20 protein-coding genes and 1 tRNA gene are annotated in these 22,930 nt (G+C 69.0%); 14 read left to right on the top strand and 7 right to left on the bottom strand.

The window, feature by feature from the left end; translation table 11 throughout:
- The first annotated feature begins 17 nt into the window (after positions 1–17).
- On the top strand, positions 18–1,010 hold the full coding sequence (locus ABFT43_RS06335; protein ID WP_347959523.1) for an SURF1 family cytochrome oxidase biogenesis protein: 993 nt from the start codon (positions 18–20) through the stop codon (positions 1,008–1,010).
- Here ABFT43_RS06335 and ABFT43_RS06330 read toward each other — a convergent pair.
- Positions 988–1,932, bottom strand: coding sequence for a cobalamin biosynthesis protein (locus ABFT43_RS06330; protein ID WP_347959748.1), 945 nt, complete (start codon positions 1,930–1,932; stop codon positions 988–990). The genes ABFT43_RS06335 and ABFT43_RS06330 overlap by 23 nt on opposite strands.
- 116 nt (positions 1,933–2,048) lie before the next feature.
- Here ABFT43_RS06330 and ABFT43_RS06325 point away from each other — a divergent pair, with 116 nt between their 5' ends.
- Positions 2,049–2,873, top strand: a complete 825-nt coding sequence (locus ABFT43_RS06325) for a spermidine synthase (protein ID WP_347959522.1) — start codon at positions 2,049–2,051, stop codon at positions 2,871–2,873.
- 211 nt (positions 2,874–3,084) lie between these two features.
- Positions 3,085–5,292 (top strand): protein kinase domain-containing protein, encoded by a 2,208-nt coding sequence (locus ABFT43_RS06320; RefSeq protein ID WP_347959521.1) that lies wholly within the window; start codon positions 3,085–3,087, stop codon positions 5,290–5,292.
- A 10-nt stretch (positions 5,293–5,302) separates the two neighbouring features.
- Here the strand turns inward: ABFT43_RS06320 and ABFT43_RS06315 are convergent, their stop codons facing one another.
- Positions 5,303–6,127, bottom strand: coding sequence for a maleylpyruvate isomerase family mycothiol-dependent enzyme (locus tag ABFT43_RS06315; RefSeq protein ID WP_347959520.1), 825 nt, complete (start codon positions 6,125–6,127; stop codon positions 5,303–5,305).
- Positions 6,128–6,353: 226 nt separating this feature from the next.
- Here ABFT43_RS06315 and ABFT43_RS06310 point away from each other — a divergent pair, with 226 nt between their 5' ends.
- The 5 genes from ABFT43_RS06310 (at position 6,354) to ABFT43_RS06290 (ending at position 11,145) form a co-directional block, all read left to right on the top strand.
- The gene (locus ABFT43_RS06310) at positions 6,354–7,940 is read left to right on the top strand and encodes a serine/threonine-protein kinase (RefSeq protein ID WP_347959519.1); all 1,587 of its coding nucleotides are present in this window, start codon (positions 6,354–6,356) and stop codon (positions 7,938–7,940) included.
- A 43-nt stretch (positions 7,941–7,983) separates the two neighbouring features.
- Entirely contained in the window at positions 7,984–8,967 is a 984-nt protein-coding gene (locus tag ABFT43_RS06305; RefSeq protein ID WP_347959518.1) for a helix-turn-helix transcriptional regulator, read from the top strand.
- 54 nt (positions 8,968–9,021) lie between these two features.
- A complete protein-coding gene (locus ABFT43_RS06300; protein ID WP_347959517.1) occupies positions 9,022–10,098 on the top strand; it encodes an NAD(P)H-binding protein in 1,077 nt (358 codons plus the stop codon).
- Positions 10,099–10,163: 65 nt separating this feature from the next.
- Positions 10,164–10,871, top strand: a complete 708-nt coding sequence (locus tag ABFT43_RS06295; protein ID WP_347959516.1) for a CPBP family intramembrane glutamic endopeptidase — start codon at positions 10,164–10,166, stop codon at positions 10,869–10,871.
- A 199-nt stretch (positions 10,872–11,070) separates the two neighbouring features.
- A tRNA-Val gene (locus tag ABFT43_RS06290) sits at positions 11,071–11,145 on the top strand.
- Positions 11,146–11,256: 111 nt separating this feature from the next.
- On the opposite strand, the gene ABFT43_RS06285 is transcribed toward ABFT43_RS06290, so the two are convergent.
- The 3 genes from ABFT43_RS06285 to ABFT43_RS06275 all read right to left on the bottom strand — a co-directional run bounded on the left by ABFT43_RS06285 (position 11,257) and on the right by ABFT43_RS06275 (position 12,996).
- Positions 11,257–11,739 (bottom strand): peroxiredoxin, encoded by a 483-nt coding sequence (locus tag ABFT43_RS06285; RefSeq protein ID WP_347959515.1) that lies wholly within the window; start codon positions 11,737–11,739, stop codon positions 11,257–11,259.
- A complete protein-coding gene (locus tag ABFT43_RS06280; protein ID WP_347959514.1) occupies positions 11,736–12,164 on the bottom strand; it encodes a DUF3052 domain-containing protein in 429 nt (142 codons plus the stop codon). Before ABFT43_RS06280 ends, ABFT43_RS06285 begins: the two co-directional genes overlap by 4 nt.
- A gap of 181 nt (positions 12,165–12,345) precedes the next feature.
- Entirely contained in the window at positions 12,346–12,996 is a 651-nt protein-coding gene (locus ABFT43_RS06275; protein WP_347959513.1) for a hypothetical protein, read from the bottom strand.
- A 154-nt stretch (positions 12,997–13,150) separates the two neighbouring features.
- Here ABFT43_RS06275 and aceE point away from each other — a divergent pair, with 154 nt between their 5' ends.
- From aceE to ABFT43_RS06245, 6 genes are all read left to right on the top strand, one after another.
- Positions 13,151–16,036, top strand: coding sequence for a pyruvate dehydrogenase (acetyl-transferring), homodimeric type (gene aceE, locus ABFT43_RS06270; RefSeq protein WP_457590112.1), 2,886 nt, complete (start codon positions 13,151–13,153; stop codon positions 16,034–16,036).
- Between the two features lie 42 nt (positions 16,037–16,078).
- Positions 16,079–17,353 (top strand): PucR family transcriptional regulator, encoded by a 1,275-nt coding sequence (locus ABFT43_RS06265; RefSeq protein WP_347959511.1) that lies wholly within the window; start codon positions 16,079–16,081, stop codon positions 17,351–17,353.
- Positions 17,354–17,548: 195 nt separating this feature from the next.
- Positions 17,549–18,460: an ACP S-malonyltransferase gene (locus ABFT43_RS06260; RefSeq protein ID WP_347959510.1), complete on the top strand. Its 912-nt coding sequence runs from the start codon at positions 17,549–17,551 to the stop codon at positions 18,458–18,460.
- A 130-nt stretch (positions 18,461–18,590) separates the two neighbouring features.
- On the top strand, positions 18,591–18,893 hold the full coding sequence (gene acpM / locus ABFT43_RS06255) for a meromycolate extension acyl carrier protein AcpM (RefSeq protein WP_006902387.1): 303 nt from the start codon (positions 18,591–18,593) through the stop codon (positions 18,891–18,893).
- Positions 18,893–20,161, top strand: coding sequence for a KasA/KasB family beta-ketoacyl-ACP synthase (locus ABFT43_RS06250; protein WP_347959509.1), 1,269 nt, complete (start codon positions 18,893–18,895; stop codon positions 20,159–20,161). Before acpM ends, ABFT43_RS06250 begins: the two co-directional genes overlap by 1 nt.
- A 72-nt stretch (positions 20,162–20,233) precedes the next feature.
- Positions 20,234–21,685: an acyl-CoA carboxylase subunit beta gene (locus tag ABFT43_RS06245; RefSeq protein ID WP_347959508.1), complete on the top strand. Its 1,452-nt coding sequence runs from the start codon at positions 20,234–20,236 to the stop codon at positions 21,683–21,685.
- Positions 21,686–21,779: 94 nt separating this feature from the next.
- On the opposite strand, the gene ABFT43_RS06240 is transcribed toward ABFT43_RS06245, so the two are convergent.
- Together ABFT43_RS06240 and ABFT43_RS06235 are read right to left on the bottom strand one after the other, a co-directional pair.
- The gene (locus ABFT43_RS06240; RefSeq protein ID WP_347959507.1) at positions 21,780–22,163 is read right to left on the bottom strand and encodes a hypothetical protein; all 384 of its coding nucleotides are present in this window, start codon (positions 22,161–22,163) and stop codon (positions 21,780–21,782) included.
- Positions 22,164–22,346: 183 nt separating this feature from the next.
- A complete protein-coding gene (locus ABFT43_RS06235) occupies positions 22,347–22,865 on the bottom strand; it encodes a DUF3145 domain-containing protein (protein WP_347959747.1) in 519 nt (172 codons plus the stop codon).
- Positions 22,866–22,930: the final 65 nt, after the last annotated feature.

Raw genomic sequence — 22,930 nt, 5'->3', positions numbered from 1 at the left:
TCGGTAACCTGGGCTTTGTGCACGTACTGCGAACAATCCTCCGACCCGGGTGGATAGCCCTGGGAATCGTGGTCGTGGCGTTCGCAGTGGCCTGTTTCACACTCCTGGCTCCGTGGCAGCTCGGCAAGAACTCCGACACCGAGCGCCGCAACGACCTGATCCGCACGGCGACCTCGCTGGAGACCGCGCCGATCGACGAGGTCGCCCCGTCGTCGGCCTTCGATCCGTCCACCGAGTGGCGTGAGGTCTCGGTCAGTGGACGCTACCTCGAGGACCGGCAGGCGCTGGTTCGGCTGCGGAACATCAACGAACGCCCCGCCATCGAGGTGCTGACCCCGTTCGCGGTGAGCGGTTCGGACCGCGTGATCCTGGTCAACCGGGGCTTCGTGCGTCCCACCGAGGGCGCGGTGCCCGACGTTCCGGCGCCGCCGGCCGGTGAGCAGACGATCGCGGGCCGCATCCGTGCCGCGGAGGGCGTCAGCACCGATCGCGGCGTCGGCGAGGAGAACGGGCGACTGACGGTCCCGTCGATCAGCCCCGGCCTCGTGTCGGGGGCGACCGGGACCACCTTGGACGACTTCTACCTACAGCTGTCGAAGGGCCAGCCGGGCGCACTCGGCGAGATCCCACTGCCCCACCTCGACAGCGGCCCGTACCTGTCCTACGGCCTGCAGTGGCTCGCGTTCGGGATCATGGCGCCGCTGGGCGTCGGGTACTTCCTGTGGGCCGAGATCAAGTCGCGGCGACGTGCGGCGGCGGCGCAGCAGGCCGACGCGACCGGCGGCGCCGAGTCGCAGGCTGCGACATCGACGGCCGGCGAGAAGGTCGCCGCCGCAGCCGCCCCTGCACCGCCCGCCCACGAGTCACGCGCCGAGCGCAAGCGCCGCATGCGCGAGGAACTGCGCGCGGCGGCCGGCACCACCGAGACGCACCACGTCGGGAACATCGGGCAGGGCCCGGCCGTCGAGGAGACGGCGAGCGAGAAGCTCAGCCGCCGCTACGGCGGCTGAGTGGGCTGCGTCGGCCGACGGGGCGCAACAGGCTTCCCACGACGCACACGGCGAGGGTCGCACGCTGCACCCGGCGCGACAGCTCCACCGCCGCACGCAGATCGGCCGGCGACGGAGCCGGTCCCCGCCCTAGCACCGGACGCATCTCGACGCCGTGCGGGTACACCGTGCGCCCACCCAGTTGCACGCCCAGCGCACCGGCGAACGACGCCTCGACGACGCCCGCGTTCGGGCTCGGGTGGGCTGACGCATCTCGGCGCCACGTGGTGAACGTCCGTCGCGGCGCGCCGGAAACCGCGACGACGACCGCTCCCCCGAGCCGGGCCGGCAGGTGGTTGACGATGTCGTCGAGACGGGCCGCCGCCCATCCGAAGTCGTGGTACCGCTCGTTGCGGTAGCCGATCATGGCGTCGAGTGTGTTGATGGCGCGGTAACCGAGAACGCCCGGGACGCCGGCGACCGCACCCCAGAACAGCGGGCCGATCGTTGCGTCGGAGGTGTTCTCGGCGATCGACTCCAGGGCGGCGCGGGCGATGCCCGCCTCGTCGAGCGAGTTCGGATCGCGTCCGCAGAGACTCGGGATCAGGCCGCGTGCGGCGTCGACGTCGCCGGCATCGAGCGCGTCGGCGACCTGGTCACCGACCCGGCAGAGCGATGTGCCGCCGAGGGCCACCCAGGTGGCTGCGGCGGTGGCCGCGGTCCGCCCGAGTGCGCCCTGCGGCGTCAGCGCGGCCGAACCGAGCACGACGGATCCGGCCGCGACGGCGACGAGCTTCGCACCGGCGTCCCTGGAGTCGCGGTACATCCGCTTCTCCAACAGGCTGGTGAACCGCCCGAAGCCCGCCACCGGATGTCCGCGCCGCGGGTCGCCGAACCGCTCGTCGAGCAGGTATCCGGCGGCGAGGCCGACCGCGGTGGACAGGGCGCGCAGGGCACGGCCGCGTCGACTCCTGTCTCGGGGACTCCTGACTCGGGGCACCGCGCGATGGTAGCGACCGCACGCCGGGCCCGATCTCGGCCGTGCCACACTTGACGTCCGTGGCCAGGTCTTCCGCGGAACCGTCGCCGGGACGGTACGACATCGACACCGGCGTCGCCGAGCTCGCGCGCGACCCTTTCGCCGGCGGCTGGCTGCTGACCGTCAACGGCGCGCACAGCTCGCACATCGATCCCGACGACCCGACGGTCCTCGATTTCGAGTACCTGCGGCAGATGGCGGCCGTCATCGCCGAGCGGCACCAGCCCTCCGACCGGTTGCGCGTGCTGCACCTCGGCGGCGCCGCGTGCGCGCTCGCCCGCTACATCGATCACTCCTACCCCGACGCCCGTCAGGTCGCGGTGGAGATCGACGCCGAACTGGCCCGGCTCGTGCGCGAGTGGTTCGAGCTGCCCCGCGCGCCGAAGCTGCGCATCCGGGTGGGCGACGCACGGGAGGTGGTGACGTCACTGCAGCCGGGCACCCGCGAGGTGATCGTGCGCGACGCCTTCGCCGGCGACCGCACGCCCGCACACCTGACGACCCGCGAATTCACGTCGGCGGTGAAGGACGTGCTCGTCCCGGGTGGCCTCTACCTGGCCAACTGCGGCGACAGCCGCGACCTCGCCGGGGCCCGCGCGGAGGCGGCGACCGTCGCGTCGGCCTTCGAGAACCTGATGCTCATCGCCGACGCCGCGATGTTCAAGGGCCGGCGCACCGGCAACATCGTCATCGTCGGCAGCGACGGCCCGCTCGACCCGTCGTCGACCCTGGTCCGGACGCTGCTCAGCGATCCGCTGCCCGCGCAGGTGCTCGCCGGGGCCGAGGCGAGGGAGTTCGCGCGCGGGCCGGAACTCACCGACGCCGACGTCGCATCGGGCAGGTAGACAACGCGGACACTCCGGCGTCCGGACCGTGCGGTCGCTCGTCGAGTCGGCGAGGTGAACGCGACGGGCCGCGTCGGAGGGAGCAGCAGCGCGGCTGCTCCCGGCGGGGCCACGTAGTACTCGATGCACGAACGAGCGACCCACTCGTTAGGGTTGACCCACCGCCGCCGGGGGGCTGCGCAGACGGCCGCTGTCAGGGAACGAGGACCACGTGAGCGATCCGATGTCGAGGGCGGGCACCACCCTGGGCCCGTACCGCATCGACAGGTTGTTGGGTCGTGGCGGCATGGGCGAGGTCTACGAGGCCTTCGACACGGTCCGGGAACGGCGCGTCGCGTTGAAGCTGCTCCCGCCGCACCTGGTGCACGACAAGGACTTCCGCGAGCGGTTCGAACGGGAGTCGAAGACCGCGGCGAAACTGTCCGATCCGCACGTCATCCCGATCCACGACTGGGGCGAGAAGGACGGCGTCCTGTTCATCGACATGCGCCTCGTCGACGGTCGGGACCTGCGCAAGGTCCTCGAGTCCGGACCGCTGCCGCCGGAGCGTTCGATCGACATCCTCGGGCAGGTCGCGGCGGCCCTCGACGCCGCGCATCGCGACGGTCTGGTGCACCGTGACGTCAAGCCCGACAACATCCTCGTCGACGCCGACGACTTCGCCTATCTCGTCGACTTCGGGATCGCGCAGGGCACCGGCGACAGTCAGCTGACGCAGGTCGGGACCGCGCTCGGCACCCTCGCCTACATGGCGCCGGAGCGGTTCGGTGACCAGCCGGCCGGCCCGTCATCGGACGATTACGCACTGGCCTGCGTGCTGTTCGAGTGCATCCACGGACAGACTCCGTTCCCGGCGAAGACCGACCAGGGCCTGATGACCGCCCACATCACCCAGCCGCCTCCACAGACCGGTGGGCCGCTCGACCCGGTGTTCGCGCGGGCGCTCGCCAAGGACCCGGCACAACGCTATCCGTCGGCACGCGAGTTCATCCGCGCGGCGAAGGACGCGCTGGCGGCCGGTGCCACCCTGGTCGCGCCCGCGCCGACGGAACCGCCGACGGTGGTGCCGCAGCAGCCACTGCCGCAACCGTCGGCGACTCCCCCGCCCGCCCGTCCGGCGACGCCACCGCAGGGCGGGCCGGCGTACGGACCATCGACCTCCGATCCGACCGTGGCGCGCGGCGCGACACCGGGCCTCGCCGGGTCGCCGTCCGATCCCCGGGGACATGCCGGACCGCACCAGGTTTCCGGGCCGCAGGGTTCGGGACAACAGGGTTCGGGACAACAGGGCCGGGCACAACAGGCGTCGGGGCCGGGGTACTCGTCCGGACCGCAGTCGTATTCCGGGCCAGATGCCTCTTCGGGACCGCAGCCGTCTTCGTTATCGCAGAATTATTCCTCCGGGCCACGGTCACATTCGGGACCGCCGCAGTATTCGTCTGGGCCACAGTCATATTCAGGACCGCAGCCATATTCAGGACCGCAGTCATATTCAGGACCGCAGCCATATTCGGGACCGCAATCATATTCGGGACCACAGTCATATTCGGGATCACAGTCGCATTCGGGGCCCCAGCGGTTTTCGGGACCAGAGGCGGTGTCCGGTCGCCAGTCGTTCTCGGGTCCCAACGGATGGGGCGCCGTCCCGACGCCTCCGACGAGGTCGAACACCGGCCGCAACATCGCGCTCGCCGTCCTGGCCGGGGTGGTCGTGATCGCGCTGGTGGTCACCGGAATCGTGGTCGTCCTGTCCGGTTCCGATGACGGTCCCCCGCCGGACCCGAACGCGTCGCCGGCCCCGATGCCTCCCGGCACGGTGTCGTGCGACTATCGGAGCCGGTCCGCGGTCGGCGGCGTCGAGGTGCCGCCCCCGCCGTCGACCCAGCCGGACGAGGGCACGGTGGGCGTCGAGATCCCGATCGCTGCGCAGGGCACGCTCAGCATGACGCTCGACCGGGCCGATGCGCCGTGCAACGTCGGCGCGATGGTGGAACTGATCGAGTCCGGTTTCTACGACGGCAGCAAGTGCCACCGGGCGTCGGACAAGTTCCTGATCTGCGGGGCGATCGCCGGCCGGGACGGCACCAATCCCGGTTGGACCAGCCCGGACGAACTGCCCACGAACCTGCCGTCGGTCGGCACCGAGAACGGCGTGCGCACCGTCACCTATCCGCGCGGCACCGTGGCGATCCTCGACCTACCCGCCGACAGCGGCGCGACCGGCTCGACGACGTTCTTCATGCTCGCCCAGCCCACCGTCCTGCCGCTGAGCTTCTCGATCGTCGGCACCATGGACGCCGCGGGTCTGGCGGTGCTGGACAGGATAATCGCCAACGGGTTCACCCCGTTCGAGCCCGGCGCCAAGTCGGGCCCGCCGAAGCAGAACCTGCTGATCCAGAAGGCGAAGGTCGTCCGGTGACCCCGCTCCACTAGATCACGTAGTTCATCCGCGTCAGGATCGCCTGCGCGAGAGCGGAATCCCCTTCGACCCGGACGGCCGCCGGGTCGGCGTCGCGACGACCACCGGCGCAGCGCGCGAGGTTCACCGCATCGATCCGCAGCCGAACGTCCGCGGCCTCGTCACCGCCGTCGAACCCCTCCACAACCCCGGCACGGTCGGCGACCGCGATCCGCACGACGCGCGGCGACAGCCCGGTGATGTCGAAGACGACCTTGCTGCCCTTGGGTGCGTCGGCGCGCTTGCCGACGACGAACGGCAGCGATGCGGTGATCTCGTCGAGCGCCCACGCCGTCGGGACGGGATCGGTCGGCGACGACCCGTCGGTGCCGTCGCGCAGGTCGATCTCATGCACCCAGCAGTCGAAGACGCGGATGCGCATGAACCGCCCGTAGGTGTCGGGGCCGGCCGGGGTGATCGAGTCCGCCTCGAACTCGTCCTGCGACATCGCCTTCAACGCCGCGGTGCGCGCCCCGACGATCTCGTCGAGAGCCGCGAGCACCTCGGTCTTCGACTTGGGACGGAAGTGATCGACCCACTTCTCGTTCAGCTCGCCGATCGGGTTACGCACGTGGTCGAGTGCGCTGATCGTCGGCGACGCCTCCACGTCGCGACCGGCGAGCATCGACTCGGTGCCGATGATGTGCGCGACGATGTCGGCGTTGGTCCATCCCGGCAGCACCGACGGCGCCGACCACTGCTCGTCGCTCAGACCCGCCGCGACCTCGGCGATCGTCGCCCACTGGGCGATGAGGGCATCGGTGAGGTCTTCCTTGGGCAGGATCGTGGTCGGCATGGGCGTGCTCCTCGTGGATCGGCGTTCACCCTGATGTGAACTCGGGCACAACCTTAGCGGGGTGAAGCATCACGCCGAGGAGCAACACCGGCGGCGGCCCATGCGCGCGCCACGCCTACGCCGCCGACGCACGGGCCGGGACACCGGACACGATTGGTCCGCATGACCGACGTCGAAATGCTTCCGAACGATCCCGGTCCCCGTGATGGACCTCTAGGGTTGGCTCGTGACTGCTTCGGATCTCACCGGTCGGCGGCTCGGCCACTATCAGATCGAAGAGCTCATCGGACGCGGCGGTATGGGCGAGGTCTACCGCGCCACCGACACCACCAAGGGACGAGTCGTCGCGCTCAAGCTCCTCAGTCCGGCGATCGCCGACAATCCGGCCGCCCGCGACCGGTTCCTTCGCGAGTCGCGGGTCGCCGCACAGCTCAACGACCCGCACGTGATCCCGATCCACGACTGGGGCGAGATCGACGGCCGGCTCTTCATCGACATGCGCCTCGTCGAGGGACGTGATCTGCGCGCCCTCCTGGCCGAGACCGGACCGCTACCGGCCGAGCGGGCGCTCACGATCGTCGGACAGATCGCCGATGCCCTCGACGCCGCACACCGCGGTGGGCTCTATCACCGAGACGTGAAGCCCGACAACATCCTCGTCGACGACCGCGACTTCGCATACCTGGTCGATTTCGGCCTCGCACAGGCAGACACGGACACGCGCTTCACCAGCACCGGCACCGCTATCGGATCATTCGGGTACATGGCGCCAGAACGGTTCGGCGACGGGGCGATCGGGGCACCCGCCGACATCTACGCCCTCACCTGCGTGCTCTTCGAATGTCTCGCCGGCACACATCCCTTCGGCTCGGCGACCACCATCGAACGCCTCATCGCCGCGCACCTGACCCTCCCGCCTCCCCGGCTGGGCACCGCCGTGGACGACGTCATCGCCCGCGGGATGGCCAAGGACCCGGCACAGCGACCGACATCGGCCCGGACGCTCGTCGCCGATGCCGAGGCGGCCCTCAGGGCCGACCCCTTTCCCGGACCGCCGATGGTCGTTCCCGCCGAAGGGCCGACCGTCGTCCCGCCGCCGGATACGATCCCGGCCGCGCCGACTGCGGTCACCGGTCCCGGCACGACCCCGACCGGACCCCGATGGGACCCGACGATGGTCGCCGTCGCGTGGCCACGGCCCACTGCCCCACAGCGTCGATCGCCGGTGCTGCCGATCGTGCTCGCCACCGTCGTCGTCTTGCTCATCTGCGCCGGGATCGTCGGCTGGGCGGTCCTGTCCGGACGCTCCGACGAATCCACCGCAGCCGTGAGTGACACTTCCACGCTCACAACCGCCCGGAACGCGACCACGCCGACCCCGGTGCCGCCGGTGCAGGCCACCACGCAGCCATCGCCCCCGGAGAACCGGGTGACCCCGCCACCGACCACGACGCAGGCAGCGCCGTCCGTCGGCAGCGGACCCGGTGACCTCGGTGTGTCCGTCCCGATGTCCCGTCCGGCATGCGACGGCACGGGGATCGTCGTCGTGGGCAACGCGACCTCGCCCGGTTCCTACGCTTCCGAGGTACAGGCGTACCTCGATCGGTTCCCGGGTTCCAACTATCTGCGGACCGACCAGTCCTGCCCCTCGTTGAGGCAACGAAGCGATGAGGGGAATCCCATCTACGCGGTGTACTTCGTCGCCGGGCCGACCCTCGGTGACATCTGCACGCTGCGCAACCAGATCGGTGGCGACGCCTACGGCAAATGGCTCGACACCACATCGGACCCGTCCATGTACATCACCTGCTGAAACAAGGACAAAACCTGTCCGCGTCCTGAGGCAGGATGGTGCCATGCTGGAAACCTCGGCCCGGCTGCTCGCGTTGCTGTCACTGCTGCAGCAGCGGCGGGAGTGGTCGGGCAGGGAGCTCGCCGACCGGCTCGACATCACCACCCGCACGGTGCGGCGCGACGTCGACAAGCTCCGTGAACTCGGTTACCCGGTCGAGGCGAATGTCGGTGTGCGCGGCGGTTATCGGCTCGGCGCCGGCGCGGAGATGCCGCCGCTGCTGCTCGACGACCAGGAGGTGCTCGCCGTCGCCCTGGGCCTGGACGCGGTGACGACGGGCGCGGTCGCCGACATGGCCGAGGCCTCCGCAGGCGCGCTCGCCAAGCTGCGTCAGGTCATGCCGTCGAGGCTGCGACACCGCCTCGACGCGCTGCGCATCGAGGCGATCCCGCGGGAGGCGCCGACCACCGCGGTGCCCGCGGACAGACTCACCGACATCGCCACCGCATGTCATCGACGCGAACGCCTGCGTTTCGACTACCGCCGCAACGACGGCGAGGAGAGCCGGCGCGAGGTCGAGCCGTACCGCCTCGTGCGCAACGGAAACCGCTGGTATCTGGTCGGTTTCGACATCGCCCGCGACGACTGGCGGTCCTTCCGGGTCGACCGCATGGAACCCAGGACACCGACCGGTCCCCGATTCACACCGCGCGATCTCCCCGACGGCGGCGCGGCGGCGTTCGTCAAACGCGGCCTGGGCGCGGTGCAACATCAGGCCACCGCGCGGGTCCGCATCCACGCCCCGCTCGAGGAGATCGCGCCGATGATCCACGAGTCCTGGGGCACCCTCGAATCCGGCGACGAGGACTCCTGCGAGGTGACCGTCTACAGCACCTCGCTGACCTCGATCGCCCGCTGGATGTACGCCTTCGGGGCCGACTTCACCGTCATCGAACCCGACGAACTCCGCGCCGAACTCGCCGCGGTCGCGGAGTACCACGATGAGGTCGCGCGGCGCTACCGGCGCGCCATCGACGCCCGGCCCTAGCGCGCTGACCTGCGCCTGCGCCCCGGTCGCCGATTCTTCTCTACCGTCGGGGTCATGAGGCTGTTGATCACGGGGGCGACCGGATACGTCGGGTCCCGACTGGTGTGCGCACTCCTGAAGAAGGGCCACGACGTCGTGGTGACGTCCCGTGACACGGCAAAGCTCGACCGGTTCAGCTGGTCGTCGAAGGTCACGAAGGTGGCGATGGATGCCGACGACGCGTCGTCGGTGAAGCGCGCGATCACCGCGGCCGGACCGCTCGACGCGATCTACTATCTGGTCCACGGCATCGGCCAGGTCGACTTCGCCAACGCCGACCGCGACGCCGCGCGCAACGTCGCCGAGTCCGCCCGGGACGCCGGTGTCGGCCGCATCGTCTACCTCGGCGGGTTCGTTCCCGCCGAGGACAAGCTGTCGTCGCATCTGCAGAGCCGCGCCGACGTCGCCGAGGGCCTGACCGTCGAGAACGGTCCGGAACTGGTGTGGTTGCGAGCGGCGGTGATCATCGGGGCGGGGTCGACGTCGTTCGAGATCATCCGCTACATGGCCGACCGCCTGCCGGTCATCCCGGAGCCGGGGTGGATCACCAACGAGATGGACCCGATCTCGATCCGGGACGCCATCCACTACCTGGTCGCGGCTTGCGAGCCGTCGTTGCCGCCGGGCGACTACGACATCGCCGGCCCCGACCACGCCCGCTACATCTCGATCCTCCACGAGTACATCTCCGCAGTCCGGTTCCCGCGTCTGCGCCTGCCCGTCTTCGGGGTCAGCACCCGTCTCGCGGGTCGGCTCGGCGGCCGGTTCGTCCCGGTTCCGTCGTCGCTCACCGAGGAGCTGGTGACGTCGCTGAACCATCCGATGACGGCCTCCGAGCACAGGATTCGCGATCTCGTCCCACCGCCCGAGGGCGGTCTGACACCGATGCGCGACGCTGTTCGGGCATCGGTGCGCTCCCCGCATCCGCGTCCGGTGTGCGAACTCGACGACCTGCACCACCTCGCCGACACCGACCCCGCCTGGGCCGGCGGCGACCTGCTGCGGGCCAAACGCGCCATCGGCGGCACGATCGGTGGCACCCTGCGGGTGTCGGCGAGGATCGCCGGAACGCTCCTGCCCAGCCGTACGTGACCGTTCGTACGACCCGTACGCCTCGACCGCTCGCCCCAACGGCGACCCGACCAAGGTGGTGATCAGTGCTGGTGACGACACTGGCGCGCGACCTCTACAACTCGATCGCCGCGGATCGGGACCCCGATCCGGGCACGCATTTCGTCCGACGCCGCTGGATCGTCGGCCTGTTCCTGATCCTCGGCGCGGTGATGCTGGCCGTCTCGCTCCGGGTGGAACCCGGCGACACGGCCTTCTACCCGCTGACCATCGGGATGGCCGTCGTGTGGACCGTCGGAGCCCTCGTATCGGGGCCGCTACGGCTGGGGTCCTACAGCCCGGTCGCCTCGAGACCGCCGGACCGGCTCGGCGCGGTCGGCCTCGGTGTGGTGACCGGCCTCGCCGTGGGGGGTGCGTTCGTCGTCGGCGCGCTGGTCGCCCGCCTCATCCCCGCGGTCAGCGACCTCGCGAACCAGGTGCTCGCCTTCGCCGACTACGGCAGCCTGGCCGTCGTCACCGCGATCACCCTGGTCAACGGACTGGCCGAGGAGCTGTTCTTCCGCGGCTCGGTCTACTCCGCCGCCCGCCCGCACAACCCGGTGCTGATCTCGACGGTGATCTACGTGCTGGTCACCATGGCCAGCGGCAACGTGATGCTGGGCTTCGCCGGGGCGATCCTGGGCACGGTCTGCGCGATCCTGCGCCGCAGCACCGCCGGCGTCCTGGCTCCTGCGATCACCCACGTCATCTGGGGCGCCATCATGGTGCTCGCGCTGCCGCCGATCTTCGGGTAAGGGAGCCGGGGCGTTTCGCGCCGCCACGCGGACCGAACTGCCCCTGTCTGTCACGGTGAGCGTCGGGCTCGCACCGGGCACACACCTGCACCCGGACCGACCCGGAGCCCGCCAAAGGACCCGGTGAGGGGAGCCGTTTTGGGCGATCGTCGTCCAGCCGCTACATTCGTTGACGCGAGTGTCACCACCGACGCTCCGGGCGCGTATAGCTCAGCGGTAGAGCTCTGGTCTTACACACCAGCGGTCAGGGGTTCGAATCCCTTTGCGCGCACCAACATCAGCAGAAGCTCGTTTGCGGCGCGCCCGGGCTCGTGATCATCACGGGCCCGGGACATGGCCTCACACCGCGCCCGGCGCAACTCTCGGCCATGAACCCGCGACGACCTCAGCCGATCGCGGCCAGCGCCTTGTCCCAGACGGAGCTGTCGCGCATCTCACCCGGCCCGACCATGTCCGCGAAGACGATGACGCCGTCGCGGTTCACCAGGAACGTGCCGCGGTTGGCGTAGCCGCGCTCCTCGTTGAACACGCCGTAGGCCTTGGCGACCTCGCCGTGCGGCCAGAAGTCCGACAGCAGCGGGAACAGGAAGCCCTGCGCCGACGCCCACACCTTGTGCGTGGGCGACGGGCCGACGGAGACGGTCACGGTGGTGACGTCGTCGTTGAAGAACTGCGGCTGCTGGTCGCGGATGTACCCGAGCTCGCCCTGGCAGGTGCCGGTGAAGGCGAGCGGGAAGAACACGACGAGCACGTTGCGATCTGCCCGCAGCGACGACAGGGAGACCAACTGGTTGTTCTGATCCCGCAACTCGAAGTCGGGAGCCCGGTCACCGACCTTCAGCGGTCCGGTGGGGAAGGCTTCGCTCATGCTTTCTTGCCCGCGCGCGCCTTCGGCTGGACGAGCCGCGCGGCCGACCAGTCCCCGAGGCTGATCGCCGACGTCTGGGTCAGGCCCGCGGTCGGCGCGGCCTCCGCGATCTCACTGGGATCGACATATCCGGGGCGACCGGTCTTCGGCGAGAACACCCAGATGTAGCCGTCCTCGGCGAGCGGCCCGATGGCGTCCATCAGCGCGTCGACGAGGTCCCCGTCGCCGTCGCGCCACCAGAGGATGACCACGTCGACGACGTCGTCGGCGTCCTCGTCGAGCATCTCGCCGTCGATCAGGTCCTCGATGTCAGCCCGGAGATCGTCGTCGGTGTCCTCATCCCAGCCGAGTTCCTGCACGACCAAGCCGGCTTTCAAGCCCAGCTTCTGGGCATTGTTGCCGGTACCGTCTGTGGCGGCTACCACCGCGCGTGACCTCCTGAGGGTGATGGGACGTTGCGTTCGTCGCCGGTTCGTACGTGGCTGCGAGAGTCTCCGTACGCCAACTCGCCTGTCAGCATAGGGAACAGCCTAAAGCCTCACATTGCAAGCCGACCCACGTCGGGGTTTTCGGGCGTTTCTCCCGGACGGTCATGACCACGGAACGTCATCGACCCGGACTCGTCGGTGCTGTACTGCTCGGCGCCGGACTCGACGACGCCTCCGACCGCGACGCCTCCGACCGCGGTGTCGCCGACGACGCCGCCGGCAACGGCGTGTACGCGGCGCACACCTCCAGCAGCTTCTGCTTGTCGCGCGTCCACTGTCCGGCCACCGGATTGAGTTCGACGCGCAGTTGTCGTCGGATCGCGTTCTCCAGCCGGGCCGTCGTCTCCAGGAACGTGCGGGCGGGCGTGACCACCTCGGCCGGCGCGGTCTCGGTGAGCCTGGGCCGGATCCGATCGGCGCCCGCGATCAGGCCGGCGCGCGCCTTGTCGTCGAGGTCCCCCACCGCCGGATAGGAGTGGGTGGTGTTGAGCCTGGCGATGAAGGCGTTGTAGCCGCGCACCATCACGACCATCGACGACATCGCCTCGCGGCAGAGTTCGACGCCCTCGGCGCGAATCCGCTCGGCCGCCGACACCGACAACTCCGACCGATACGCGGCGACCTCCCCCGGCGCCGCCGACCCCGTTCCCTCGACCGTGGACGTGCACGCCGACAGCATCATCCCCCCGAATGTGATGCCGATCGTCGTGAACGTGCGGACCCCCCGAAGTCCCCTGCGGCCGGGCATGGCCTCCCCTGTGCCCAGCATGATCTCCCCCTACTCGTGAGTAGCCCCGGATGGACGCTACAACAGGCATTGCGATCGGGACAGCCTACAGAGATCCACCCGGTGCCAACAGAACTCACATGGGGCACGATGAGGGGTGACACCGCACGGCAAAGGGGTTGCGGTGTCATACACCATGCAGCCGGATCACCACCCCGAATCCGGCCTGTCAGAGGGAGTAGGCATAACCGTGACCGACCAACTGGACCGCGCGCCGCAGGACACCATTCCCAGCGAACACGCCGGCTCCGCAGACCCGTTCCCCCGCGCCGCGTCGAGTGGACAGCGTGTCCGCGTCATCCGCGAGGGGGTCGCGTCGTACCTACCGGACATCGACCCCGAAGAGACCACCGAGTGGCTGGATTCGTTCGATGCCCTGATCGAGAACGCCGGCCCCGGCCGCGCCCGCTATCTGTTGCTGCGGATGCTCGAGCGCGCCGCGGAGAAGCGCGTCTCGATCCCCGCACTCACGTCCACCGACTACGTCAACACCATCCCCACCGAGGCCGAACCGTGGTTCCCCGGTGACGAGGAGGTCGAGCGGCGCTTCCGCCAGATGATCCGCTGGAACGCCGCGATCATGGTGCACCGCGCCCAACGGCCGGGAGTCGGTGTGGGCGGCCACATCTCGACGTACGCCTCGTCGGCGTCGCTCTACGAGGTGGGCTTCAACCACTTCTTCCGCGGCAAGAACCACTCCGGCGGCGGCGACCAGATCTTCATCCAGGGCCACGCCTCCCCCGGCATCTACGCCCGCGCCTTCCTGGAGGGCCGCATCGACGAGGCCCGCCTCGACGGCTTCCGCCAGGAACGCAGCCACGCCGGCCTGGGCGGCGGCCTGCCGTCGTACCCGCATCCGCGGCTGATGCCGGAGTTCTGGGAATTCCCGACCGTGTCCATGGGTCTCGGGCCCATGAACGCGATCTACCAGGCCCGGTTCAATCACTACCTGCACGACCGCGGCATCAAGGACACCTCCGACCAGCACGTCTGGGCGTTCCTCGGCGACGGCGAGATGGACGAGCCGGAGTCGCGCGCGTTCGCGAGCTTCGCCGCGGCGGAGGGTCTCGACAACCTCACCTTCGTCGTCAACTGCAACCTGCAGCGCCTCGACGGCCCGGTGCGCGGCAACGGCAAGATCATCCAGGAGCTGGAGTCGTTCTTCCGCGGCGCCGGCTGGAACGTCATCAAGGTGATCTGGGGCCGCGAGTGGGACGCACTGTTCCACGCCGACCGCGACGGCGCACTGGTGAACCTGATGAACACCACGCCCGACGGCGACTTCCAGACCTACAAGGCCAATGACGGCGCCTTCGTCCGCGAGCACTTCTTCAACCGTGACCCGCGCACCAAGGAACTCGTCAAGAACCTGTCCGACGCGGAGATCTGGAACCTCAAACGCGGTGGCCACGACTACCGCAAGATCTACGCCGCCTACGCCGCGGCGATGGCCCACAAGGGCCAGCCGACGGTCATCCTGGCGCACACGATCAAGGGCTACACCCTCGGCAAGCACTTCGAGGGTCGCAACGCCACCCACCAGATGAAGAAGCTGACGCTCGAGGACCTCAAGGCCTTCCGCGACAGCACCCGCATCCCGATCTCCGACGCCGAGCTCGAGAAGGACCCGTACCTGCCGCCGTACTACCACCCCGGCATGGACGCCCCGGAGATCGAGTACATGCTCGACCGCCGAAAGACCCTCGGTGGTTTCCTGCCGAGCCGGCGCACCTCGACCAGCAAGGTCCTCAAGCCGGACACCTCGTCGGCGTTGAAGACCACCTCGAAGGGGTCTGGCAAGCAGCAGGTCGCGACCACCATGGCACTGGTCCGCATCTTCAAGGACCTGTTGCGCGACAAGGAGATCGGCAAGCGGATCGTGCCGATCATCCCGGACGAGGCCCGCACCTTCGGCATGGACTCGTGGTTCCCGACGCTGAAGATCTACAACCGCAACGGCCAGCTGTACACATCGGTCGACGCCGACCTGATGCTCGCCTACAAGGAGGCCGTCGACGGCCAGATCCTGCACGAGGGCATCAACGAGGCGGGATCGGCGGCGAGCTTCGCCGCGGTCGGCACGTCGTACGCGACGCACGACGAGCCGATGATCCCGCTGTACATCTTCTATTCGATGTTCGGCTTCCAGCGCACCGGCGACAGTTTCTGGGCGGCGGCCGATCAGATGGCCCGCGGCTTCGTCATCGGCGCGACGGCCGGACGCACCACGCTGACCGGTGAGGGTCTGCAGCACGCCGACGGCCACTCGCCGTTGCTCGCGGCGACCAACCCGGCGGTCGTCGCCTACGACCCGGCGTTCGCCTACGAACTCGGGTATATCGTCGACGACGGTCTGCGGCGGATGTACGGGGAGAACCCCGAGGACATCTTCTATTACATCACCGTCTACAACGAGCCGTACCACCAGCCGCCGATGCCGGAGGGGCTCGACCCGAAGGGCATCACCAAGGGCGGTTACCTGTACAAGAAGGCCCCGGAGGGCAAGCAGTACCCGGCCAACATCCTGGTCTCGGGTGTCACCATGCCCGACGCCCTGCGCGCGCAGGAGATCCTCGCCGAGGAGTGGAACGTCGGCGCGAACGTCTACTCGATCACCTCGTGGAGCGAGCTGGCCCGCGACGGCATCCGCATCGACCGCGAACAGGTGCTCAACCCGGGCGGCGCGGCAGAGCAGCCGTACCTCACCGAGCTGGTCGCCGACACCGCCGGCCCGTTCGTCGGCGTCAGCGACTACATGCGCGGAGTCCAGGAGCAGATCCGGGCGTACCTGCCGGGCACATACCTGACCCTGGGCACCGACGGGTTCGGCTTCTCCGACACCCGCCCGGCGGCGCGCCGGTTCTTCAACGTCGACGCCGAGTCGATCGTCGTCGCGGTGCTGCTCACGCTGGCCCGTGACGGTCACATCGACCTGTCGGTGGCCGATCAGGCGGCCAAGAAGTACCGGATCGACGATGTCGCGGCGGCGCCGGAGCAGACCAGCGATCCCGGCGTGGCCTGATCGTTCACACCGCGTCGGGCACGGCGGGTCTAGATTGAGGTCGTGTCCGACGCGCGCGTGAATCAGCCCACCACACCACCGGCTGACGTGTTCGGTGAGCGGGGTGCCCATGTCCCGGCCCCCGCCACCGTGCACGACGCGCTGCCCGACACCCTGCTGCGGCGCGTCAAGCAGTACAGCGGACGCCTCGCCACCGAGGCCGTCCACTCGATGCAGGAACAACTGCCCTACTTCGGCGACCTCGACGCCGCCCAGCGCGCCAGCGTGCAGCTGGTGGTCCAGACCGCGGTGGTCAACTTCGTCGAATGGATCCAGGACCCCGAGGGCAACGTCAAGTTCACCGTTCAGGCGTTCCAGGTGGTCCCCCAGGACCTGGCCCGCCGGATCTCGCTGCTGCAGACCGTCGAGATGGTCCGCGTGGCGATGGAGTTCTTCGAGAAGTGGCTGCCGCTGCTGGCCCGCAACGACGAGCAGCTCCGGGCCCTGACCGAGGCGGTCCTGCGCTACGGCCGTGAGATCGGTTTCGCCGCGGCCGCCATCTACGCCTCGGCCGCGGAGTCACGCGGCGCCTGGGACTCCCGTCTCGAGGCGCTCGTCGTCGACGCGGTGGTCCGCGGTGACACCGGACCGCAGCTGCTGTCCCGGGCCGCAGCCCTGAACTGGGATTCCGACGCGCCGGCCACCGTCTTCGTCGGCACCCCACCGCCCGAGCAGAACGTCTCGGTGCCGCTGGCCATCCACAACACCGCCCGTCAGTACGACCGCTCCGCCCTGTCGGTGGTGCAGGGGTCGCTGCTGGTGGCGATCGTCAGCGGCCCCATCAAACCCAACGAGACCTTCATCTCCGCACTCCTGGAGCACTTCGCCGACGGCCCGGTCGTCATCGGACCCACGATGCCCAATCTCGGGAGTGCGCACACGAGCGCGGCCGAGGCGATGGCCGCCATCGAGGCGGTGGCGGGCTGGCCGAGTGCCCCGCGTCCGGTGCACAGCCTCGAACTGTTGCCGGAACGGGCACTCAACGGAGACGAGTCGGCGATGACCGCGCTCGTCGAATCACTCGTCGTCCCGTTGTCCGAGGGCGGCTCCTCGCTCACCACGACCCTCGAGGCGTATCTGGACTCCGGGGGCTCGGTCGAGTCCTGCGCGCGGGTTCTGTACATACATCCAAATACCGTCCGGTACCGACTGAAGAAAATTGCAGAAATCACAGGACGTGATCCAACCAACCCGCGCGACGCATACGTACTACGAATCGCGACGACTGTTGGTCGTCTGACACACTTACGACACAAAACGCAGTCTTCTGCCACATGAGTCACATGCGTAACATGTCCGATTCTATGTTTTCCCTGATAGGGACGCTGAGAACACGATTCTGTAACGAATCTCGGGCCGATTACGAAGCGGGTGCCAGTTCGATCATTTTTGTGGGAACCCTACAAAAGGGTCTCTGAAGGTTCATGCTTCTCTACACCCACACGGGCGGCCCAAACGGTGTTCTCTGGTCACGTGCTTTCGTTGCTTGCTCCCGGACAGGGATCCCAGACACCCGGAATGCTCGTGCCGTGGCTCGATCTGCCCGGCGCGCGCGACCAGATCGCGACGTGGTCCAAGCTCACGCAACTGGACCTGGAGCGCCTGGGCACCACCGCCACCGCGGAGGAGATCACCGATACCGCGGTGACCCAGCCGCTGGTCGTCGTGGCCGCGCTCCTCGCCTTCGACGAGCTCCGCAAGCGCAACGGTGACCTGCCCGCGGACGCCGTCGTCGCCGGCCACTCCGTCGGCGAGCTCGCCGCCGCGGCCATCACCGGCGTGATCTCCGCCGACGAGGCCGTCACCCTCGCCGCCATCCGCGGCGCGGAGATGGCGAAGGCCTGCGCGCTCGAGCCCACCACGATGGCCGCCGTCCTCGGCGGCGACGAGGCCGCCGTGCTCGCGCGTCTGGAGGAGCTCGAGCTCGTCCCGGCCAATCGCAACGCGTTCGGCCAGATCGTCGCGGCCGGCGCCGTCGACAAGATCGACGAGCTCATCGCGAACCCGCCGGAGAAGGCCCGCATCCGCAAGCTCGCGGTCGCCGGCGCGTTCCACACGCACTACATGGCCCCGGCCCAGGACGCGGTCGCCGCGGCCGCCGCGAAGATCACCCCGTCGGACCCCGACCGCACGCTGCTGTCGAACTCCGACGGACGGCCTGTAACGAACGGCGCCGATGCACTGACAAAACTGGTGGGCCAGGTGACCAAGCCGGTCCGCTGGGATCTCTGCTCGGCGTATCAGCGCGAGCACGGCACCACCGCCGTGGTGGAGCTGCCCCCGGCGGGCACCCTCGTCGGAATCGCCAAGCGCGAGCTCAAGGGCACCCCGTCGCTGGCCCTCAAGGAGCCCGGCGACATCGAGAAGATCAACGGACTTGGATAGCGGTCGCGGATAGGTCCGCGACCCCCGGAATGTCGGCGTCGTCAGACGCCGGTGTGTCCAAGCGCGCGGGCCCCTCGGATCCGCCGCTCCGGAATTTTCATCATTCGAAAACAGGAAAGGGAACCACACAGTGGCTGCCACCCAGGAACAACTCATTGCCGGCATCGCCGAGATCATCGAGGAAGTCACCGGCATCGAGCCGTCCGAGGTGACCCTCGAGAAGTCGTTCGTCGACGACCTGGACATCGACTCGCTGTCGATGGTCGAGATCGCCGTCCAGACCGAGGACAAGTACGGCGTGAAGATCCCGGACGAGGATCTGGCCGGCCTGCGCACCGTCGGTGACGCCGTTGCGTACATCCAGAAGCTCGAGGCCGAGAACCCCGAAGCTGCTGCTGCCATCAAGGCCCAGGTCGAGGCAGACCAGAACTGATGAGCTCCCCCTCCCTCCGCGATTACTCGACGCTGGGTGGGAACTTCCCGAGCGTGGTCGTCACCTCGATGGTGGCGACCACCTCGCTCGGCGAGGATCTCGACTCGACGTGGAAGAACCTGCTTGCGGGTGAGTCGGGCATCCGCGAGCTGACCGACGACTTCATCACGAAGTACAACCTGCCGGTGCGCATCGGCGGTCGTCTGCTCCAGGACCCGGCCACAGAGGTCAGTCGAGTCGAGGCACGCCGTATGGCCTACGTCGAGCGCATCGCTCACGTCATGAGCAAGCGTCTCTGGGCCCAGGCCGGCGAACCGGAGGTCGATCCGGACCGTCTGGCCGTGGTCATCGGCACCGGGCAGGGTGGCGCCGACGCGATGGTCGACGCCGTCCAGGCCATGGAGACCACCGGGAACTACCGAAAGGTGTCTCCGCTCGCGGTCTCGATGGCCATGCCCAACGGACCTGCCGCCGTCGTCGGCCTCAACGTCGGTGCTCGCGCCGGCGTCATCACACCGGTCTCGGCCTGCTCGTCGGGCGCCGAGGCGATCGCACACGCGTGGCGCCACATCGTCATGGGTGACGCCGACATGGTCGTCACCGGTGGCGTCGAGGGCCACATCGACGCCGTGCCGATCGCCGCGTTCTCGATGATGCGCGCGATGAGCACCCGCAACGACGACCCGAAGGCCGCCTCGCGCCCGTTCGACAAGGACCGCGACGGCTTCGTCTTCGGCGAGGGCTCGGCCATGATGATCCTCGAACGCGAGGAGCATGCCCGGGCACGCGGTGCGCACATCCACGCACGTCTGCTGGGCGCCGGCATCACCTCCGACGGTTTCCACCTGGTTGCGCCGGACCCGATTGGCCAGGGCAACGCCCGTGCCATGACCCGTGCGCTCCAGACCGCCGGTCTGCAGAAGTCGGACATCACCCACATCAACGCGCATGCGACGTCGACCCCGATCGGCGACACGGCGGAGGCGGCCGGCATCGTCGCCGCCATCGGCCAGCATGCCGCGGTGTACGCGCCGAAGTCCGCACTCGGACACTCGATCGGTGCGGTGGGTGCGCTCGAGTCGGTCCTCACGGTCAAGAGCGTCGAGGAAGGCGTCATCCCGCCCACCCTGAACCTGGAGAACCAGGATCCGGAGTGCGACATCGACGTCGTCCACGGTGAGCCCCGCTACGGCCAGATCGACTACGCGATCAACAACTCGTTCGGCTTCGGTGGGCACAACGTGGCGCTCGCCTTCGGTCGCTACTGAGAACCGGCAACCGCCACTGCTCTCGCCCGCGACCGGGTCGACGCACGCCCCGACATCTCCAGGAGACCGTGAATGACGATATTGGCACCCATCGCCGATCGTGACGAAGCCGTCGATCCCCGCGACCCGCTGTTGCGGCTGACGAACTTCTTCGACGAAGGCACCATGTCGTTGCTGCATCCGCGCGACAAGTCCGGCGTCCAGGCCGCCGTCGGCCTGGTCAACGGAGTGCGGACGGTCTCGTACTGCACCGATGGCACCGTGATGGGCGGTGCCATGGGTGTGGTCGGGTGTGCACACATCGTCAACGCCATCGACACCGCCATCTCCGAGCAGGCGCCGGTGGTGGGCATCTGGCATTCGGGCGGCGCCCGTCTCGCCGAGGGTGTCGAGGCGTTGCACGCCGTGGGCCAGGTCTTCGAGGCGATGGTCCGGGCCTCGGGGTACGTCCCGCAGATCTCCGTGGTCGTCGGCTTCGCGGCCGGCGGCGCCGCCTACGGCCCCGCCCTCACCGACGTCGTCATCATGGCGCCGGAAGGCCGCGTCTTCGTGACCGGTCCGGACGTGGTCCGCAGCGTGACCGGCGAGGACGTCGACATGGAGTCGCTCGGTGGCCCCGCCACCCACGGCAAGAAGTCCGGCGTCTGCCACATCGTCGCCGACTCCGAGGCCGACGCCTACTGGCGCGCACGTCGACTCGTGTCGACGTTCACCCAGCAGGGGCACTTCAACCGCGAGCTCGCCGCGGCCGGTGACACCGACCTCAAGGCGCTGCTCCCCGAGTCCCCGCGACGCGCCTACGACGTCCACCCCATCGTCAAGGGTCTCCTCGACACCGCCCTCGCCGCCGACGGCGAGACCGAGATCTCGAGTTTCGAAGAGCTGCAGAAGAAATGGGCGCCGAACATCGTGATCGGGTTCGGCCGTCTGTCCGGTCGCAGCGTCGGCGTGATCGCCAACAACCCGCTGCGCATGGGCGGCTGCCTCAACTCCGAGAGCGCCGAGAAGGCCTCCCGCTTCGTGCGGCTCTGTGACGCCTTCGGCATCCCGCTGATCGTCATCACCGACGTCCCCGGCTACCTGCCCGGCGTCGCCCAGGAATGGAACGGCGTCGTGCGACGCGGCGCCAAGCTCCTGCACGCGTTCGCCGAGTGCTCGGTCCCCCGCGTGACCCTCGTGACCCGCAAGATCTACGGCGGCGCCTACATCGCGATGAACTCCCGCGCACTCGGCGCCACCGCGGTCTTCGCGTGGCCCGGGTCCGAGGTCGCCGTCATGGGCGCCAAGGCCGCGGTGGGCATCCTGCACAAGAAGGCACTCGCCGCGGCCCCCGAGGGCGAGCGCGAGGCCCTGCACGAGCGGCTCGCCGCCGAGCACGAGGCCATCGCCGGCGGCGTGGGCCGCGCCCAGTCGATCGGCGTCGTCGACGAGGTCATCGACCCCGCGCGCACCCGTAGCATCATCGCCGAGGCGCTCGCCGCGGCACCCGCTCGGCGCGGCCGCCACAAGAACATCCCGCTGTGACGGTCTGACGTCTGAATTCTCAAGCACGCCACCGGTTCTCACCGGTGGCGTGCGTCGTTCACGGCCTCGGGGCCGACGGATCAGACCCGTCGCTTCAGAACTGGGTCCACAACGTCAGCGGACGCTTCGACGACTGCGAGCACGAGACCCAGACGCGGCCGTTCGGGTGCGCTGCCGCCTCGTTGACCATCTTCTGCGCAGTCGTCTTCACGATGTATCCGCGACCGGGAACGTAGAACGTCGCGAACCGCGACCCCTCGTCGGGCTCGACGTAGTAGAACGGGATCACCTGCGGCGCATCGAAGATCGACGCCACCCCGTTCGCGGCGATCTGCTTGGTCTCGGCCGGCGTGAACCCGACGAACACCTCGTCGGAGACGCGCACCACCTCCGCGGCCGAGGCGTCGGCGGTTCCGGCGAACACCAGTCCGGTCGCCGCCGCAGCCGCGGCCAACGACGCCATCACACGTGCTTTCATGTTGATCCCCCCGATCAGAGTTGACTGCCGGTTCAACATAGAAAAGTCGCATTTCTCGATACCGCTAGGTGAGGACAGTCACAACTGTGCACGCGTGCGGGAAACAGGACCGGCGACGGGCCAGGTCCATGGGCGGACCCGGCCCGTCGCCGGTTCGTATCGTGAGGGCGCCTGGAAGAGGCCTCAGCCGACCCGCTGCTGCAGCCAGGTCACCTCGGCGCCGGCGCCGCCCATGCGGTAGGGCTCGAGCGCCTCGTCCCAGGCGGTACCCAGGGCCGCTTCGAGTTCGCTTGCCAGACCCGCACTGTCGGGCTGGGCCTCGATCATCGCGCGCAGCTGGTTCTCGGTGATGATGACGTCACCGTTGGCGCTGGTCGATCCGCGCCAGAGCCCGAGACCGGGCACGTAGCTGTAGCGCTCCCCGTCGACGCCTTCGCTGGGGTTCTCCGTCACCTCGAACCGCAGGGCCGACCACTCACGCAGAGCGGTCACCAGGCGCGCAGCGGTACCGACCGGCCCCGCCCAGTCGACAGTCGCACGCTGCATACCCGGCTCGGCCTCCTGTGCCGACCATTTCAGGTTCGCGCGCGCATTCAGGGTCGACGACAGGGCCCACTCCACATGCGGGCACAGCGCCACCGGCGCCGAGTGGATGTACACCACTCCCGTTGTCATGTCCGCAAACTGGTTCAGATTGCGCACCTCTTCACCTCCGTTGTCGACGAGGAACGTCTTCCCCAACACACCTCGCGACAGCGGATATCACA

This window comes from Gordonia aurantiaca, from assembly GCF_039939235.1.
In the GTDB taxonomy this organism is placed as follows: domain Bacteria; phylum Actinomycetota; class Actinomycetes; order Mycobacteriales; family Mycobacteriaceae; genus Gordonia.
The sequence above is the reverse complement of the archived record's forward strand: the minus strand, read 5'-3'. Positions and strand labels throughout refer to the sequence as shown.